Raw genomic sequence first — 16,743 nt, 5'->3', positions numbered from 1 at the left:
AGTCCGTGACCAGTACCGTGACTTCCGATCAATCGGCGGTCCGGACGTACCAGGTCCGCACCTACGGCTGCCAGATGAATGTGCACGACTCCGAGCGGGTGTCGGGCCTCCTGGATGCGGCCGGATACGTCAAGGCCCCCGACGGCACCGACGCCGACATCGTCATCTTCAACACCTGCGCGGTGCGTGAGAACGCCGATAACAAGCTGTACGGAAACATCAGCCATCTCGCACCGCGTAAGGCCGCCAACCCGAACATGCAGATCGCCGTCGGCGGTTGTCTCGCCCAGAAGGACCGCGAGGGCATGCTCAAGAAGGCGCCGTGGGTCGACGTCGTCTTCGGCACTCACAACATCGGATCGCTGCCCACGCTGCTGGAGCGGGCACGTCACAACAACGAGGCCCAGGTCGAGATCGTCGAGGCCCTCGAACACTTTCCGTCGGCGCTGCCCGCCACCCGCGAATCGGCCTACGCGGCGTGGGTGTCGATCTCGGTGGGCTGCAACAACACCTGCACCTTTTGTATCGTTCCCTCTTTGCGGGGCAAAGAGATCGATCGGCGTCCCGGTGACATCCTCGCCGAGGTGCAGGCGCTGGTGGACCAGGGTGTGCTGGAGGTGACGCTGCTCGGTCAGAACGTCAACGCCTACGGCATCAACTTCGCCGATCCTGACATTGCCCGCGATCGCGGCGCTTTCGCCGATCTGCTGCGCGCCTGCGGCCGCATCGAGGGGCTGGAGCGGGTGCGATTCACCTCGCCACACCCCGCTGAATTCACCGATGACGTCATCGAGGCCATGGCACAGACCCCGAACGTGTGCCCCCAGCTGCATATGCCGCTGCAATCCGGTTCTGATCGCGTCCTCAAGGCGATGCGCCGGTCATACCGGTCCGAGCGCTTCCTATCGATCATCGACAAGGTACGTGCGGTCATGCCGGACGCCGCCATCACCACCGACATCATTGTCGGATTCCCCGGCGAGACCGAAGAGGACTTCGAGCAGACACTTGAGGTTGTGCGTCGCGCACGCTTCTGCAGCGCGTTCACCTTCCAGTACTCGATCCGGCCGGGGACACCGGCGGCCGAGCTTCCTGATCAGCTGCCGAAAGCCGTTGTGCAGGAACGCTATGACCGGCTCATCGTGCTGCAGGAATCCATCACGCTGGAAGAGAATCAGAAGCAGATTGGTCGACAGATCGAGGTGCTGATCGCCACCGGCGAAGGCCGTAAAGACGGCGAGACCGCGCGCATGAGCGGACGTGCCCGCGACGGCCGGTTGGTGCACTTCCGGCCGCAAGGACAGCTGGACGGCGAGTTGCGTCCCGGCGATGTCATCACCGTCGACGTCACCGGCGCGGCGCCGCATCACCTGATCGCCGACGGGGGAGTGCTCAGCCATCGGCGCACCCGGGCCGGCGATGCACACGAAACCGGCAAAAAACCGTCTACATCGGGAATCGGCTTGGGCATGCCGGCAATTGGAGCCCCGAAGGCGACAGAGCAGATTGAGGTTGCAGGGTGCGGGCTATGAGTGACGCGGAATCCGGAAAAGAAGACGCCGAGTTCGAGGAGTTCCGCAGAGACATCGACGCGGCCGAGAAGAAGGTCGCCGGAGAGATCGATCCGGGCGCGCGCGCCCTCGTGGTGGCCGTCCTGGTCTTCGCGCTACTTCTCACGTTCGTACTGCCGCACACCGGACATGCCAGAGGATTCGACGTTCTGCTCAATGGAGCGATAGCGGACCAGGAATCCGTACGGGTGCCGTCCCGGATCTTCGTGTGGCTCGCGATGGTCTTCGGTGTCGGGTTTTCCATGCTGGCCTTACTGACCCGCCGCTGGGTGCTGTCCTGGATCGCGCTGGCGGGCTCGTTCGTTGCCAGTGTGATTGGCATGCTTGCGATTTGGACCCGTCAGACCGCCGGAGCCGGACATCCCGGCCCGGGGATCGGTTTGGTGGTCGCCTGGATCGCCGTCATTCTGTTGACTTTCCACTGGGCGCGTGTGGTGTGGTCGCGTACTGCGGTGCAGCTGGCGGCCGAACAGCAGCGGCGCGAGGCGGCCAAGCGAGATCAGCGCACCTTCCTCGACGACGCCTTCGAGGACGACGGGGACGAGCGGTAACTAGCGCGACCGGCTCTTGACGGCGGCCACCGCCGCATCGGCCCATTCCTGCCACTGCTTGGCACTGGCACGGGCCTTCTCGGCATCCTTGGCCTTGCCCGCGGCCTCCGCCTTGACCGCCTGCTCCTCGAACTGGCGTGCGCGAACGCGGAATTGCTCGGCGCGTGCCTCCGCCTCGGGGTCGCCCCAGCCGGATTCACCAGCGTCGCGAACCTTCTTCTCTACCGCGCGCAGCCGCCGTTCCAGATCCGTCTGCTGCTCACGCGGCACCTTTCCGATGGCATCCCACTTGTCACCGATGGCCCGCAGTGCCGCCCGGGCGCCATCTACATCGGCCTCCGGATCGATCTTCTCGGCCTCGACCAGCAATGCGCGCTTGGCGTCCGCGTTGGCCACGAATTCGGCATCGCGGGAAGCAGATTCGGCGTTGCGGGCAGCGAAGAACTTGTCCTGAGCGGCCTTGAAGCGGTGCCACAGGTTGTCATCGGTCTCCCGGGGAGCCCGACCAGCGGCCTTCCAGTCGTTCAGCAGATTCCGGAATGCCGCGGAGGTTGCGCCCCAGTCGGTGGAATCCGAGAGTGTCTCAGCCTGCTTACACAGGTCTTCCTTCTTCTCCCGTGCCCCGGCGCGTTCGCGGTCCAGTTCGGCGAAATGCGCGCCGCGCCTGCGGTTAAACGTCTCGCGTGCGGTTGAGTACCGCTTCCACAGGGCGTCGTCGGTCTTGCGATCGACACCATGGATTGATTTCCACTCGTCGAGAATGACCCGGATCCGATCACCGGCGGCCTTCCACTGTGTGGAATTGTTCGCGAGCTCCTCGGCTTCGGCGGCGAGTTCCTCCTTGCGGGAGATGCTCGCTGAACGAGCCTCATCGCGTTGCACGCGTGCCGCGGCGGCCTGGGCGTCCGCGGACTCCACGAGCGCCGACAGGCGTGCGGACAGCGAGTCCACATCGCCGAGGACGGCCGCGGTGGGCAGCGTCTCTGCGAGGTGCTCGGCGGCGGTCTTGATCTTGCGCGCGTCGCCGGAACCCGAGCCGAGCCGCAATTCCAGTAGCTGGATTTCGGTCTCCAGGTCTTCGAACCGACGGCCGAAATGGGTATACGCCGCGTCGGCATCTCCGGCCTGCCACGACCCGATCTGGCGTTCACCGGCTGACGTGATCAGCCAGACGCTGCCGTCGTCATCCACACGGCCGAACTTGTGTGGATCGACATGATGGGCCGCAGGAGCGGGCGCCGATGCTGCGGGACGCCGCGGCATCGGATGAGGTTTCGGCCCCGGCCGGGGGACGGGGGCAGCTCCGGGCTGGTGGGCGGGAGCAACGTTCTCTTGTTGTGGTGACTGATCCGGCATCGAAACCTCTTCCTGCAATTGTTGCCGCGCAACACGGCGCCCTAAGCTCACTACACCGTTCATTCAAACAGGTGTCATCGCCGCACGGGCGAACATATGCCAGATGATTCCGCGAGGAGGCCGCGATGTCCGAGGCGGATATCGCGTCGGCACTCCCCATCGGAGCTGCCGTGTGCATCGCGTTTGGCGATGTCATCCACCCAAAGGCCGCGAACCTCAGCCAGGGGGTGACCTAGCATCGTGGATCTTTCGATAGCGATCTGCCCGTCGACCCCGCTGCTGGTGCCCGAGCTGGGCGGTGCGGCTGCCCACGAGACCGCTGACCTGCGTGAGGCCGCGATTACGGCGGTGCGAAGCCTGCCCACCCGATGGATCGCGATCGGGGCGGGGGACGGCCGATATGGCAGCGACGTGTCGGGCACATTCGCCGGATACGGGGTTGACGTGCGTGTTTCGCTCTCGTCGAGGCCCGCCGCCTCTGTCGAACTGCCGCTGCCCGTGCTCATCGCCGGGTGGTTGCGGGCCCGAGTGGAGGCCGCCGAGGTGCAGGTGCGACTTGTCGGTGTCTCCGGTGCGGACGGGGCCGCCTGCGGACGGGCCTTGCGTGATGAGATCGAGGCATTGCCGACGCCCCCGGGGGTACTCGTCATCGCCGACGGTGCCAACACCCTCACCGACAAGGCGCCCGGAGGTTATCGGCCCGAGGCCGGGGCCGCGCAGCAGGGACTTGTCGGCGCGCTTGCTCATGGGGACGTGGCCGCACTGTGCGGTCTCTCGGATGTGATCACCGGGGGCGCCGTCTACCGGGCACTTGCCGGATTGGTGGGTTCGGACGCCGTTCAGGCCCGGTGCCTGTACCAAGGTTCCCCGTACGGGGTTGGCTACTTCGCGGGCACCTGGCAGGTGTCGTGATGCGACCCATCGCGGTCATCGGCCCCACCGCCACCGGCAAGTCGGCCCTCGCGCTAGAGCTCGCCGAGCGGCTGGGCGGCGAGATCGTCAACGCCGACGCGATGCAGCTGTATCGCGGTATGGATATCGGTACCGCCAAGGTGCCTGAGGCAGAGCGCCGGGGCATTCCACACCACATGCTCGATGTGCTCGATGTGGCAGAGACCGCCACCGTCGCGACCTATCAACAGGACGCCGTTGCGGCCATCGATGACATCCAGGCACGAGGACATGTGCCCGTGATCGTCGGCGGATCGATGATGTATATCCAGGCCTTACTTGATGATTGGACGTTTCCCGCGACGGATGCGCAGGTACGGGCGCGCTGGGAGCAGCGGCTGGCGGAGATTGGAGTCGCCGCGTTGCACGCCGAACTCGCCAGCCGGGACCCGGCAGCGGCAGCGGTCATCCTGCCCACCGACGGGCGTCGCACGGTGCGGGCACTGGAGGTAATCGAACTCACCGGGCAGCCATTCGCCGCGTCGGCGCCGACTATCGGCTCGCCACGGTGGGACACGTTGATCGTGGGATTGGACTGGGAGACGGACAAACTCGACGAGCGGATCGCGCGGCGCACGGATCTGATGTTCGAGCAGGGATTTGTCGCGGAGGTCGAGCAGCTGTTGGGTGTCGGCCTGCGTGAGGGTGTCACGGCATCGAGGGCGATCGGATATGCCCAGGTGATCGCGGCGCTGGATACCGGGGGAGGCGCCGGCGACCTGGCACAGGCGCGTGAACTGACATTCATGGGCACCCGGCGCTATGTGCGTCGGCAGCGATCGTGGTTTGGCCGCGACCACCGCATCATGTGGCTGGCAGGCAGCGACGGTGACCCAGCCGGACTCTGCGGCGAAATTGAGTCGCGGTGGCGCCTATCCTCGGATACGTGAAGTTCACCAAGGGCCACGGCACCCAGAACGACTTCGTGGTGCTGCCGGACGTCCACATCAAGCGGGATCTGTCGGTGCCCGCCGTACAGGCGCTGTGTGACCGGCAACGCGGTCTTGGCGCCGACGGCGTGCTGCGCGTGACCACTGTGGGCGCGGCCCTCGAGGGCGGGGTGCTGGCCGAGAAGCCGGCCGGGGTCAGTAGCGAAGACTGGTTCATGGACTACCGCAATGCCGACGGTTCGATCGCCGAAATGTGCGGGAACGGTGTCCGGGTGTTCGCGCACTATCTGCGGTCGGTGGGGCTGGAGCACCGCGACGAGTTCGTTGTCGCGTCACTGGCCGGGCCCCGGCCAGTGACTATCAACTCCTGGAGCCAGCTCGCCGCTGACGTGACCGTCGACATGGGGCCGGTCAAGGAGTTCGGCGCCGGTGAGGCGACTGTCGGCGGCCGGCGGTTCTCCGGTCTGGCCATCGATGTGGGCAATCCGCACCTGGCCTGCGTGGACGCTGATCTGTCCGCTGAGGATCTGCGCATGCTCGACGTGGGTGCTCCGGTGGAGTTCGGCGAAGAGCTGTTTCCCGACGGGGTCAATATCGAGGTGCTGACGGCCCCCGTCGACGGCACTGACGGTGCCGTCGGCGCGGTGCAGATGCGGGTCCACGAACGGGGCGTCGGCGAGACGCGTTCCTGTGGAACAGGAACCGTGGCGGCTGCCTATGCCGCACTGCGGCACCTCGGACTGTCGGCCGGTGAGATTGTGGTCGACATCCCCGGTGGACAGGTCCGGGTGACAGTAACCGCCGATTCCAGCTTCCTGCGTGGGCCGTCGATGCTGCTGGCCGACGGCGAAATCTCCGACGAATGGTGGGGCGGCATTGGCGCCTGCGGATAATTGGGATGCGATCGATGAGCCACAGGTGGGAGCATCGGTGCGCGATGAGCGAACCGCGCGAAGAGCAGACAGCAGAGATATGAATTCGACGTCCTATCAGACACCCACCGATGGCGAACTGGCGCTGGAAGACCGCGCCGCGCTCAAGCGTGTGGCGGGGCTCTCCACCGAACTCGCCGATGTCACCGAGGTCGAGTACCGGCAGCTGCGCCTGGAACGGGTTGTGCTGGTGGGTGTCTGGACCGACGGGACCTCCCATGAGGCCGATGTCAGCATGGCCGAACTCGCGGCGCTCGCCGAGACCGCCGGGTCCGAGGTGCTCGAAGCGTTGATTCAGCGTCGTCAAAAGCCAGATCCGGCAACATATATCGGATCCGGCAAGGCGATCGAGCTGCGCGAGATCGTGTTGGCCACTGGTGCCGACACCGTGATCTGCGACGGTGAGCTCAGCCCGGCGCAGCTGGTAGCGCTGGAGAAGGCAGTGAAGGTCAAGGTCATCGACCGCACCGCGCTGATTCTGGATATCTTCGCCCAGCACGCCACCAGCCGCGAGGGCAAAGCGCAGGTGTCGCTGGCGCAGATGGAGTACATGCTGCCGCGGCTGCGTGGCTGGGGTGAATCCATGTCCCGCCAGGCCGGTGGCCGCGCCGGCGGCGCAGGTGGCGGTGTGGGTACCCGTGGCCCCGGTGAGACGAAGATCGAGACCGACCGGCGCCGGATCCGCGAACGCATGTCCAAGCTGCGTCGCGAGATCCGCGAAATGAAGACGGTTCGTGACACCAAGCGCAGCCGTCGCCTCGAGAGTGATGCTCCGTCGATTGCCATCGTCGGCTACACCAATGCCGGTAAGTCGAGCCTGCTGAACGCGATCACCGGTGCCGGGGTGCTGGTCCAGGATGCGTTGTTCGCCACCCTCGAACCGACAACGCGGCGCGGAACATTTGATGACGGAAGCGAATTCGTCATCACGGACACCGTCGGTTTCGTACGGCACCTGCCCACCCAATTGGTGGAGGCGTTTCGGTCCACTCTGGAAGAGGTGGCCGACGCGGACCTGCTCGTCCACGTGGTGGACGGCTCCGATCTGGCGCCGCTGGCCCAGATCGAGGCGGTGCGCGCGGTGATCAGTGAGGTTGTCGCCGACCATGATTCTTCGGCGGCACCGGAGCTGCTGGTGATCAACAAGATCGATGCTGCGGGTGATCTTGCCTTGGCGCAGCTGCGTCGCGCACTGCCCCAGGCGCTGTTCGTCTCGGCGCACACCGGCGACGGGGTCGCCAGGCTCCGAGCGGCCATCGCCGAGACGGTGCCCCGCGCGGATGTGCCCGTCGACGTGGTCATCCCGTACGAACGCGGTGACTTGGTGGCCCGAATCCATACCGAGGGTCAGGTGCATTCCACCGAACATCTGGCGGAGGGCACGCGCGTGGTGGGCAGGGTGCCTCGGGCGCTGGCCGCGCTTCTCGCCGGGCTCTAGTCGCGCGGAACGAGCTGCGGCGGGATGTGTGCCCGAACCGGCGGCAGTGATTCCTCGAACCGCTCGATCTGCACCAGCACGTGCTGACCGGTGCACCCCTGTGCCAAGGACGAGGTTCCTGAATCGTCGGTCAGGACATTGGGATTGCCGTGTGCGCAGAGCGAATCTAGATCGGACGGATCGATCGGGTCGTACCACGCGCCGGTGGACAGCTGCACCACCCGGTGCCGTAGGCCTTCGTCCAGAACCGCCCCGGCCAGGCACGCACCGCGGTCGTTGAAGACCCGCACCACGTCGCCGTCACCGATCCCGCGCTCGGCGGCGTCGGCCGGATGTATGCGGATGGGTTCGCGTCCCTGAACTTTCGAGGCCTGGCTGGTGCCGCCGAAATCGAGCTGGCTGTGCAGCCGGGTCCGCGGCTGATTGGCAATCAGGTGCAGTGGGAAGCTTTGGGCGCGTTCACCGTTCAGCCATTCTGTGGGCTCGTACCACTGCGGGTGGCCGCCGCAGTCGGCGTATCCGAAACTGTCGATGGTCTCCGAGAAGATCTCGATGCGCCCGCTCGGGGTGTGCAGCGGGTGCGCGTCTGGGTTGTCACGGAAGTCCGAGAGCAGAGTCAGGCCGGGATCGGTCGGCAACTGCAGGTAGCCCTGCTCCCAGAACTCGTCGAAGGTTGGCACCGCGAAATCGCGGGCCGCGGCCCAATCGGTGTAAATGTGACGTAGCCACTGCGCGGCGGTGCGTCCCTCGGAGAACTCGTCGCCGAACCCGAGCCTTTCGGCGAGCGCCGAGAATGTCGTGTAGTCATCGCGCGAGTTGGCATAGGGCGATGTCGCGGCCTTCATCGCCACCAGCAGGGGGTCGTTGCGGCTTCCGGAGAAGTCGTCGCGTTCCAGGCTGGTGGTAGACGGCACCACGATATCGGCGTGCTTGGCCATGGCCGTCCACACCGGATCGTGCACCACGACGGTGTCGACGCGCGCCAGCGCACGGCGCAGTCGCGGCAGGTTCTGATGGTGGTGGAACGGATTTCCGCCCGCCCAGTAGACGCATCGGATGTCCGGCAGTGTGAGTGTCTGACCGTTGTAGGCCAGTGTCTGGCCGGGCCGCAGCAGCAGCTCACTGATGGCCGCCACCGGGATGAACGTCGCAACCGGGTTGGGCCCCTGGGGGAAGGTCGGCAGCGGGCAGCTGACCGGGGCCAGTCCCGCCTCGTTCATCGAGCCATAGCCGTGGCCGAAACCACCTCCGGGAAGCCCGATCTGACCGAGCATCGCGGCCAGGGTGAGCCCCATCCACGGGGCCTGTTCGCCGTGGCGCACCCGCTGCAGCGACCAGCTGACCGTCACCAGGGTGCGCCCGGCCGCCATTCGCCGCGCCAGTGTGCGCAGCTCGTCAGCGTCCAGAGCGCTGATACTCGCAGCCCATTCCGGGGTCTTGGGTACACCGTCGTCGATCCCCAGGAGATAGCGCTCAAACCGTTCATAGCCGGTGCAGTAGGAGCGTAGGAAGGCCAGGTTGGCCAGACCTTCCACGGCCAGCACATGGGCCAGCGCGAGCATGACCGTGACGTCGGTCCCGGGAACAGGTGCGTGCCATTCGCATTCGCCGTCGATGTCATCGCGCAGCGGACTGAAGGAGACGATGCGCCCGCCGCGGGCGCGGAACCTGTCGAGGGCATCACGAGCCGGATGCGCGGTGGTGCCGCCATGGTTGACACCGGTGTTCTTCAGGGCCATACCGCCGAATGAGACCAGGAGGTCGGTGTTCTCGACGATGACGTCCCATGACGTCGACCTCTTGAACAGCCCGTCGTGGGTGCCGACGACGTGCGGCATGATGACGCCGGTTGCCCCCAGGCTGTACGAATGACGTGAAAAGGTGTACCCGCCGAGCAGTTTCAGGAACCGGTGTACCTGACTCTGGGCATGATGGAACCGTCCCGCGCTGGCCCAGCCGTACGAGCCGCCGTAAATGGCTTCGTTGCCATGAGTGTCGACGATCCGCCGTAGTTCATCGGCCAGTAGTTCGGTGAGCTCGTCCCAGGACACCTCGACGTACTCGTCGGAGCCGCGTGCTGTGCTGGGACCGGGTCCGTCCCGCAGCCAGCCGCGGCGTACGAATGGCGCGGTTACTCGGGCCTGGTGGCGGATCGAACCGGGAATGTTCTGCAACAGCGGTGACGGGTCCAGATCGGTCGGGATAGGCGTGACGCCGATCACTTCGCCGTCGCGGATCTCGGGGGTAAATGCACCCCAGTGCGTGTGTGAAAGTGCCAGCTTGGTCACCTCAGTCAGCCTAGGCTTTCTGTCCGTCGAAACCAGGTAGGCGAGTACCAACCGACCAGTGGGTTGGTATACATTCTGCCGAGTACGTAAACCCAAACCGGAAGGTGATCATGGCCGGCGCTGTTAAGTTCAAACGCACCATTTTCGAACCCGAGCACGAACTGTTCCGCGAGTCGTTCAAGACCTTCCTGGAACGGCATGCCGAGCCGTACCGGGAGGAGTGGGACGAGAACAAGATCGTCGACCGCTCTCTCTGGGTCGAGGCGGGCAAACAGGGCTTCCTGGGCACTGACATGCCTGAGGAGTTCGGCGGCGGCGGACTCGTCGATTTCCGCTACAACGCCATCATCGGCGAAGAGATCACCAAGGCTCGCCAGTCGGGTATCGGTTTCACTTTGCACAACGATGTCGCGGGTCCGTACTTCCGGGATCTGGCCAACGACGAGCAGAAGGCCCGCTGGTTCCCCGGTTTCTGTTCCGGTGAGCTGATCACCGCCATCGCCATGACCGAGCCGGGCACCGGAAGCGACCTGCAGGGCATCAAGACCCGCGCGGTCAAGGACGGCGATCATTACATTCTCAACGGCTCGAAGACCTTCATCACCAACGGCATTAACGCCGACCTGGTGATCGTGGTCGCACAGACCGACCCCGAGAAGGGTGCGCTGGGCTTCAGCCTCATTGTCGTGGAACGCGGCATGGAGGGCTTTGAGCGCGGCCGCAAGCTCGACAAGATGGGCCTGGACGCGCAGGACACCGCCGAGCTGTCCTTTACCGATGTCCGGGTGCCCGCCGCCAACCTGCTGGGTGAAGAGGGCCAGGGCTTCATCTACCTCATGCAGAACCTGCCGCAGGAGCGCATGTCGATCGCCGTCGTGGCGGCCGCGGCGATGGAAACCATGCTTGAGGCGACCATCCAGTACACATCCGAGCGCAAGGCGTTTGGCAAGCCCATCAAGAGCTTCCAGAACAGCCGCTTTGTGCTGGCCGAGCTCGCTACCGATGCCACGATGATCCGGATTATGGTCGACGAGTTCATCACGCTGCTCAACAAGAAGGAACTGAGCGTCGAGCAGGCCGCGATGGCCAAGTGGTACAGCACCGAGAAGCAGGTTCACCTGATCGATCGCTGCCTGCAGCTGCACGGTGGGTATGGCTTCATGCGCGAGTACCCGGTTGCCCGGGCATACATGGATTCTCGTATCCAGACGATCTACGGCGGAACCACCGAGATCATGAAGGAGATCATCGGGCGTTCGCTCTAGCGCCTCATGATCATTCGTGACGCGACCGCCGATGACGCGGTCGCCTGCGCGGCGATCTACGCGCCGTATGTAACGGATACGGCCATCTCGTTCGAGGAGGTGCCGCCGTCGGATGCTGTTCTTGCCGAACGCATCCGCACGGCGGCCCACCGGCATGCCTGGCTTGTTGCCGAGGATGGCGGTGAGATCTTCGGGTATGCCTACGCGGTGCCGTGGAAATCACGGACCGCCTATCAGTGGGCGTGTGAGGTCAGTGTGTACGTGGACGGCACCCGGCAACAGCGCGGGACGGGCCGCCAGTTGTACACGGCGCTGCTCGACCGGCTGCGCTCTCGCGGTTATCGCACGGTGCTCGCCGTTGTCGTGGTTCCCAATCAGGCGAGTGAAAAGCTGCACCGGGCAATGGGATTCGAGCAAGTCGCATGCTACCGACGCATCGGCTACAAGTTGGGCAGCTGGCATGACGTGGCGCATTTCCAGCTGTTCCTGCCGTCCCTCGACGGGCGCGCAGACGACGATTCCGCACCCGGACCGCCGCCTGGTGACGGCTAGATCTTGCGCAGGACGGTGACGACCTTGCCGAGGATGGCGGCGTCATTTCCGGGGATCGGCTCGAACAGTGGGTTGTGCGGCATCAGCCACACCTGACCCGTTGTCCGCTTGAATGTCTTGACGGTCGCCTCGCCGTCGATCATCGCCGCCACGATATCGCCGTTGTCGGCGACATTCTGCTGGCGGACCACTACCCAGTCGCCATCGCATATCGCGGCGTCGATCATCGATTCGCCGACCACCTTGAGCAAGAACAGCGATCCCTCGCCAACCAGCTCGCGGGGGAGCGGGAACACATCCTCTACGGCCTCCTCGGCCAGGATGGGACCACCGGCGGCGATACGGCCCAGGACGGGCACGAATGTTGGCTCGGGCAGGTCGCCGGAACCGGCCACATCGGTGGTCGCGGACGGGCCGCGGGAATCATCGATTCCTCGAACATCAACGGCGCGTGGACGATTCGGATCGCGCCGCAGGAAGCCCTTCTGTTCGAGGGTGCGTAGTTGATGGGCGACCGACGATGTCGAGGTAAGCCCGACGGCATCGCCGATTTCGCGGATGCTCGGGGGGTAACCCCGCTCATTCACCGATGCGCGGATGACCTCCAGGATGGTCCGCTGGCGCTCGGTCAGTGAACCGGTGGCGGGTCCCTTGCTGGGTGTATCGCTCATGGGCCCGAATCTAGACCTGTCGGCGGTATTTATCAAACATGTGTTCGATGCGTGTCGCGAATAGAGCCCGGGGGGCCGCGCGTAGGCGGCATTCGTGCAGCTCAAGACCACTTGTCGGTGGCGGATGCTACAAATCGATCACATGTTCGGACATCGAACACATGATCGAGTACATTCGAACATAAGAGCGAACGGGCCTACCGATCGACAGGACAGGAAGGGCACACAGATGAGCACAAACGTTCTCACCACACCGCGGTCTCGCGCTGCCGAGTACGCGTCGCGCGATTACGCCCCGCAGGCACGTGCCTACAGCGCGGAGTATCCGCTGACTCAGCGTCGGGCGCTGCCGGTGCGCACCGTCGCCTATCGGAGGCCCGCCGGCCGGCCGGCCGCGTACCGGGGCACCGGTGTCCGGGTATCGGCGGTGCCGCATCGGGTGCATGGTCGTCGTCCGGTGAGCCTGAAGGCGACCATTGTTGTTTCGGTGGGTGCCGCGGTGGCGACGATGTGGCTGCTGATGCTCGGCCAGGTCAGTGCTGCCGGAGTCGGGGGAGTTGGTGTGCCGGAGCGTGTGGCGGTCGTCCAGGTCGCGCCCGGCGAGACCCTGGCCGACGTGGCCTCGCGTGTCGCGCCGGATGCCCCGCGCTCGGCGGTGGTGTCCAAGATCCGTGAACTCAATGAACTCGACTCGGCGACAGTACAAGCCGGTCAGACGCTGGTTTCTCCGGTCGGCTGATCGGCGAACGGGCGTGACCTTCGAACGTGTGGGAGCACGGGTATCCTCGAGACCGGTCTGGGCGCGCTGCGCTGTGTGTCAGCCCACCCAGCCCAGTGACTTGGAGTCCAGAACCGGCGAAGGAGCAGTAATGCACTGTCCGTTCTGCCGTCATCCAGACTCGCGCGTTGTCGATTCCCGTGAAGCGGATGAAGGTCAGGCGATACGTCGACGGCGATCGTGCCCGGAGTGCGGCCGTCGTTTCACCACTGTCGAGACCGCTGTGCTGGCCGTTGTGAAGCGCAGCGGTGTCACCGAGCCGTTCAGTCGCGACAAGGTCATCAAGGGCGTGCGCCGGGCCTGTCAGGGCCGCGATGTCGATGACGATGCGCTGAATCTGCTTGCCCAGCAGGTCGAAGATGCGGTCCGGGCCGCCGGGTCTCCAGAGATTCCCAGTAACGAGGTGGGCCTGGCCATCCTCGGCCCGCTACGTGACCTGGACGAGGTCGCCTATCTGCGCTTCGCCTCGGTGTATCGCGGATTTAGCTCCGCCGACGACTTCGAACGTGAGATCGCCGCGTTGCGCGCCCATCGGGACGCACCGACCGGATCCTGATCTTCGGCCGGGTCGACGCGCTGTTAGTTCAATACCAACGATTGATCGGCGACGACATGGCCACCGATCGTCACCCAGCCTTCTGGGCTCCACTGCGTGAGAATCTGCGACCCCTTGCCCTGGTTGACGATCAGGTCGCGGCTTAATAGATCGGTCATCCGCGCCGCGACAGATCCGGTCGCCTCATCCTCGTTGACGCCCAGGTCGAAGGCGAACACCCGTGATCGCACCAAACTCGCGTCGCGGTCCTGCCACGACCACACGCAATGCAGCAGTTCGTCCGCATAGTCGGCGGGGTCGGCGGCATCCACATCGCCGGGGGAGTCCAGCTCGTGAAAATCGGTTTCCGGGGCCCATTCGGACCGGGCTCGGATCCACGTGCGGTCGTCATAGTTGACCTGGAGCACACCCGCGGGAACTTGCAAGGTGTTGACCGGTGTTCCGCGCTCGCGCAGCCACCACGCCAATCCCACCGTCGGATGTCCGGCGAAGGGCAGTTCGGCTGCCGGGGTGAAGATCCGCAGATGTGCGGTGTTGGACCCTTCGGCAGGAAGATCGACGAAAACCGTTTCGCTGAAACCCAACCGGGTAGCGATTTCCTGGCGGTCCGCCGCGGCGACGTCAGCGCCATTGACGATCCCCAGGGGATTTCCGAAGTTGCCTGTCTGGTCGGTGAATACGCGCACAACCGCGACATCGACGCTCATTCTTCGACTCTACGTCTCCCGCGCGCTGTGCACTCAGGTACCCACGAATTGTGCAAACCTCTGGTAGCGCTTGAGCTCTCGTGGCTAAGTGGCGCTGCGCTCGTCTGTGCCCATGGCGTCGAGCACTGCCATCCGGGTGCGCGCGGCCCCGCTGATCGTGCCTTCGGTGACGCCAGTGCGCAACAATCGGCGCAATTCATCCTCGTCGTATTGAGCGGGCTCAGTGGAGGCGATGAATTGGCGAACGACGGCGATGAATCGCTCGGGGTCGTCATGGAACGGGAAATGTCCGGAGCGGTCGAAGATTTCCAATGTCGCCCCGGGCATCGCGGCGTGCGCCAGATGGCCATGGCTAACGGGGATCACCAGATCATCGCTACCCCAAATAAGCTGCACAGGAACAGATTCGGTCAAATAACATCGGTCCAGCATGGTCACCACCTGGCCGCGCCAGTCAACCACGGCGCGCAGAGTCCGGGTGAAGGCGGCCGAGGCCCGAGGTTCGGGCAGATCAGCGAGAACCCGCAGAACATCGGGGATGTCGCGGGCCATACCGGCTCGCCCCAGCGTCGCGCGGGCCACCGCTCCGCCGAGCCGGATCATGGGCATCGCCAGCGGTAGCCTCAGCAGCCCCAGCGCGTCTCCGACGAAGGGCAATGACGCGCAACGCAATACGATGTTGACGTCCTTGGTCACCCCGCCTGGCGAGACCAGAATGAGCCGCTCGACCAGATGGGGGAACTGGTAGGTGAATTGCATCGCGACGCCGCCGCCCAGCGAATGCCCGACGACGGTGACCTTGTCGATGTCCAATACCGCCAGCAGGTCCCGCATCCCGTTGGCGTAGGCCGCCACCGAGTAGTCGGCGCGTGGTTTGTCGGACTGTCCGTGGCCCAGCAGGTCCGGGGCGATCACCGTGAAATGCTCAGCGAGCTGCGCGTGCACGCTGTCCCAGGTGGCCGAGTTGTCGCCGATCCCGTGGATCAGCAACAGCGCAGGTCCCGATCCCGCAATCCTGAAGGCGCGGCGGTAACCGTGGATGGTGCGGAACGCCATCCGAGGTTGCGTGGTCGTATTGCTAGCGGGTTGTACCGTGTCGTCACCGTCGGCGTGCTCGGTATCCGGCACCGGACGCAGGAGCCTCGGTGGTGGATTCATGTGGAGTATTTTCACCCGTCGCGGCAAATTTGGCGCGGCGAGCGCATAACCGGACTAGAGAATCGGGCCGTCGGGGGACGGATCCTCACCGAACTTGGCCTGTTCGGCGAGGAATCTCTCGAATTCTCCGGCCAGCTCGTCGCCGCTCGGCAACTCCTCGTCTCGTGCCAGCAACGAGCGGTTCTCCTGTGCGGAAACAAAGGCGTCGTACTGGCGTTCCAGCGCGTGGACCACCTGAGCCACTTCCTCGCTGCCTTCTACCTGCTCGTTGATCTGGTTGCGCACCTTGCCGGCGGCCTCGGTGAGCTGCTGCAGCGGAAGATCCAGCTCGCCGGTCCTGGCCACTTCTTCCAGCAGGCGTTGTGATGCCTCCGGGTAGTCGGTCTGCGCCAGGTAATGCGGGACGTGGACGGCGAAGCCGATGACATCGTGACCATGCTGGGCCAGCCGGAATTCCAACAAGTTCGATGCACTGCCCGGCACCTGAACCTCATCGATCCAGCCGGGATGCTCATCAAGTGTCTTGCGGTCGTTGCCATGAGCGGTAAGCGTGATGGGGCGAGTGTGCGGAACCGCCATCGGAATGGCGCCCAGGCCGATGGTCTTGCGCACACCGAGTTGCTCGGCCAACAGCCGGATCGCGGTGACGAACCGCTCCCACTTCAGATCTGGTTCTAGGCCGGCCAGCAACAGGAACGGCGTGCCCTTGGTGTCCTTGAGTGCGTACAGGTTGAGCTCAGGGGTGGCGTACTCGGTGAAGTGATCGCTCTTGAACGTCATCACCGGCCGACGCGATCGGTAGTCCAGCAGATCGTCGATGGCGAACGACGCCACCAGCTCGCTCTGCAGTGTGTCGCGCAGATGTGCCGCGGCCAGCTTCACGGCGTGCCCGGAGTCGGAGAACCCCTGCAACGCGTGCACCAGAACAGGGCCGCGCCCATCGGCAGATGCCAGCTGGGGCCCCGGGAATTCCAACTCGTACATGCCGCTCTGATCCGGTCTGTACGGCTGCTGCTGTCCGTCACTACTGCTTGCCATGTTCGCCTCCCTTCGCGCCCTCGTCCCACCAGTGTCCCTTA

At 65.0% G+C, this 16,743-nt stretch carries 16 protein-coding genes; 10 read left to right on the top strand and 6 right to left on the bottom strand.

What is annotated here, in order from left to right; genetic code table 11:
- Window positions 1–5 precede the first annotated feature (5 nt).
- Window positions 6–1,532 (top strand): tRNA (N6-isopentenyl adenosine(37)-C2)-methylthiotransferase MiaB, encoded by a 1,527-nt coding sequence (miaB, locus tag B4400_RS14295; RefSeq protein ID WP_078311137.1) that lies wholly within the window; start codon window positions 6–8, stop codon window positions 1,530–1,532.
- The gene (locus tag B4400_RS14290) at window positions 1,529–2,122 is read left to right on the top strand and encodes an Rv2732c family membrane protein (RefSeq protein ID WP_078310969.1); all 594 of its coding nucleotides are present in this window, start codon (window positions 1,529–1,531) and stop codon (window positions 2,120–2,122) included. Before miaB ends, B4400_RS14290 begins: the two co-directional genes overlap by 4 nt.
- Here B4400_RS14290 and B4400_RS14285 read toward each other — a convergent pair whose 3' ends face one another.
- Window positions 2,123–3,385, bottom strand: coding sequence for a DUF349 domain-containing protein (locus B4400_RS14285; RefSeq protein ID WP_212566651.1), 1,263 nt, complete (start codon window positions 3,383–3,385; stop codon window positions 2,123–2,125).
- A gap of 333 nt (window positions 3,386–3,718) precedes the next feature.
- Here B4400_RS14285 and B4400_RS14280 point away from each other — a divergent pair, with 333 nt between their 5' ends.
- From B4400_RS14280 to hflX, 4 genes are all read left to right on the top strand, one after another.
- The gene (locus B4400_RS14280) at window positions 3,719–4,390 is read left to right on the top strand and encodes a class III extradiol ring-cleavage dioxygenase family protein (RefSeq protein ID WP_078310968.1); all 672 of its coding nucleotides are present in this window, start codon (window positions 3,719–3,721) and stop codon (window positions 4,388–4,390) included.
- Window positions 4,390–5,319 carry a tRNA (adenosine(37)-N6)-dimethylallyltransferase MiaA gene (gene miaA / locus B4400_RS14275; RefSeq protein ID WP_078310967.1) on the top strand — a complete coding sequence of 310 codons (930 nt, stop codon included), beginning with the start codon at window positions 4,390–4,392 and terminating at the stop codon, window positions 5,317–5,319. The genes B4400_RS14280 and miaA overlap by 1 nt, the downstream gene beginning before the upstream one ends.
- Window positions 5,316–6,212, top strand: a complete 897-nt coding sequence (dapF, locus tag B4400_RS14270; RefSeq protein ID WP_078310966.1) for a diaminopimelate epimerase — start codon at window positions 5,316–5,318, stop codon at window positions 6,210–6,212. Before miaA ends, dapF begins: the two co-directional genes overlap by 4 nt.
- Before the next feature lie 79 nt (window positions 6,213–6,291).
- The gene (hflX, locus tag B4400_RS14265; RefSeq protein ID WP_078310965.1) at window positions 6,292–7,689 is read left to right on the top strand and encodes a GTPase HflX; all 1,398 of its coding nucleotides are present in this window, start codon (window positions 6,292–6,294) and stop codon (window positions 7,687–7,689) included.
- Here hflX and B4400_RS14260 read toward each other — a convergent pair.
- On the bottom strand, window positions 7,686–9,977 hold the full coding sequence (locus tag B4400_RS14260) for a molybdopterin-dependent oxidoreductase (RefSeq protein ID WP_078310964.1): 2,292 nt from the start codon (window positions 9,975–9,977) through the stop codon (window positions 7,686–7,688). The genes hflX and B4400_RS14260 overlap by 4 nt on opposite strands.
- 110 nt (window positions 9,978–10,087) lie before the next feature.
- Between B4400_RS14260 and B4400_RS14255 the strand changes: the two genes are divergently transcribed.
- Both B4400_RS14255 and B4400_RS14250 read left to right on the top strand, forming a co-directional pair.
- A complete protein-coding gene (locus B4400_RS14255) occupies window positions 10,088–11,242 on the top strand; it encodes an acyl-CoA dehydrogenase family protein (RefSeq protein ID WP_078310963.1) in 1,155 nt (384 codons plus the stop codon).
- A gap of 6 nt (window positions 11,243–11,248) precedes the next feature.
- Window positions 11,249–11,794, top strand: a complete 546-nt coding sequence (locus tag B4400_RS14250) for a GNAT family N-acetyltransferase (protein WP_078310962.1) — start codon at window positions 11,249–11,251, stop codon at window positions 11,792–11,794.
- Here the strand turns inward: B4400_RS14250 and lexA are convergent.
- The gene (lexA, locus tag B4400_RS14245; protein ID WP_078310961.1) at window positions 11,791–12,465 is read right to left on the bottom strand and encodes a transcriptional repressor LexA; all 675 of its coding nucleotides are present in this window, start codon (window positions 12,463–12,465) and stop codon (window positions 11,791–11,793) included. The two genes, B4400_RS14250 and lexA, sit on opposite strands and share 4 nt — an antisense overlap.
- A gap of 229 nt (window positions 12,466–12,694) precedes the next feature.
- Here lexA and B4400_RS14240 point away from each other — a divergent pair, with 229 nt between their 5' ends.
- Complete coding sequence (locus B4400_RS14240; protein ID WP_078310960.1) at window positions 12,695–13,204, top strand: LysM peptidoglycan-binding domain-containing protein; 510 nt, start codon at window positions 12,695–12,697, stop codon at window positions 13,202–13,204.
- A gap of 130 nt (window positions 13,205–13,334) precedes the next feature.
- Window positions 13,335–13,799 (top strand): transcriptional regulator NrdR, encoded by a 465-nt coding sequence (nrdR, locus tag B4400_RS14235; protein WP_078310959.1) that lies wholly within the window; start codon window positions 13,335–13,337, stop codon window positions 13,797–13,799.
- A 23-nt stretch (window positions 13,800–13,822) separates the two neighbouring features.
- Here nrdR and B4400_RS14230 read toward each other — a convergent pair whose 3' ends face one another.
- The 3 genes from B4400_RS14230 to B4400_RS14220 form a co-directional block, all read right to left on the bottom strand.
- Window positions 13,823–14,506 carry a PhzF family phenazine biosynthesis protein gene (locus B4400_RS14230; protein ID WP_078310958.1) on the bottom strand — a complete coding sequence of 228 codons (684 nt, stop codon included), beginning with the start codon at window positions 14,504–14,506 and terminating at the stop codon, window positions 13,823–13,825.
- An 84-nt stretch (window positions 14,507–14,590) separates the two neighbouring features.
- Window positions 14,591–15,562 (bottom strand): alpha/beta fold hydrolase, encoded by a 972-nt coding sequence (locus B4400_RS14225; protein ID WP_502688403.1) that lies wholly within the window; start codon window positions 15,560–15,562, stop codon window positions 14,591–14,593.
- A 156-nt stretch (window positions 15,563–15,718) separates the two neighbouring features.
- On the bottom strand, window positions 15,719–16,702 hold the full coding sequence (locus B4400_RS14220) for a proteasome assembly chaperone family protein (protein ID WP_078310956.1): 984 nt from the start codon (window positions 16,700–16,702) through the stop codon (window positions 15,719–15,721).
- Window positions 16,703–16,743 lie beyond the last annotated feature (41 nt).

Origin of the sequence: Mycobacterium sp. D16Q13 (assembly GCF_002013375.1) — a bacterium.
Lineage (GTDB): Bacteria > Actinomycetota > Actinomycetes > Mycobacteriales > Mycobacteriaceae > Mycobacterium.
This window is presented reverse-complemented; position numbering and strand designations above follow the sequence as displayed.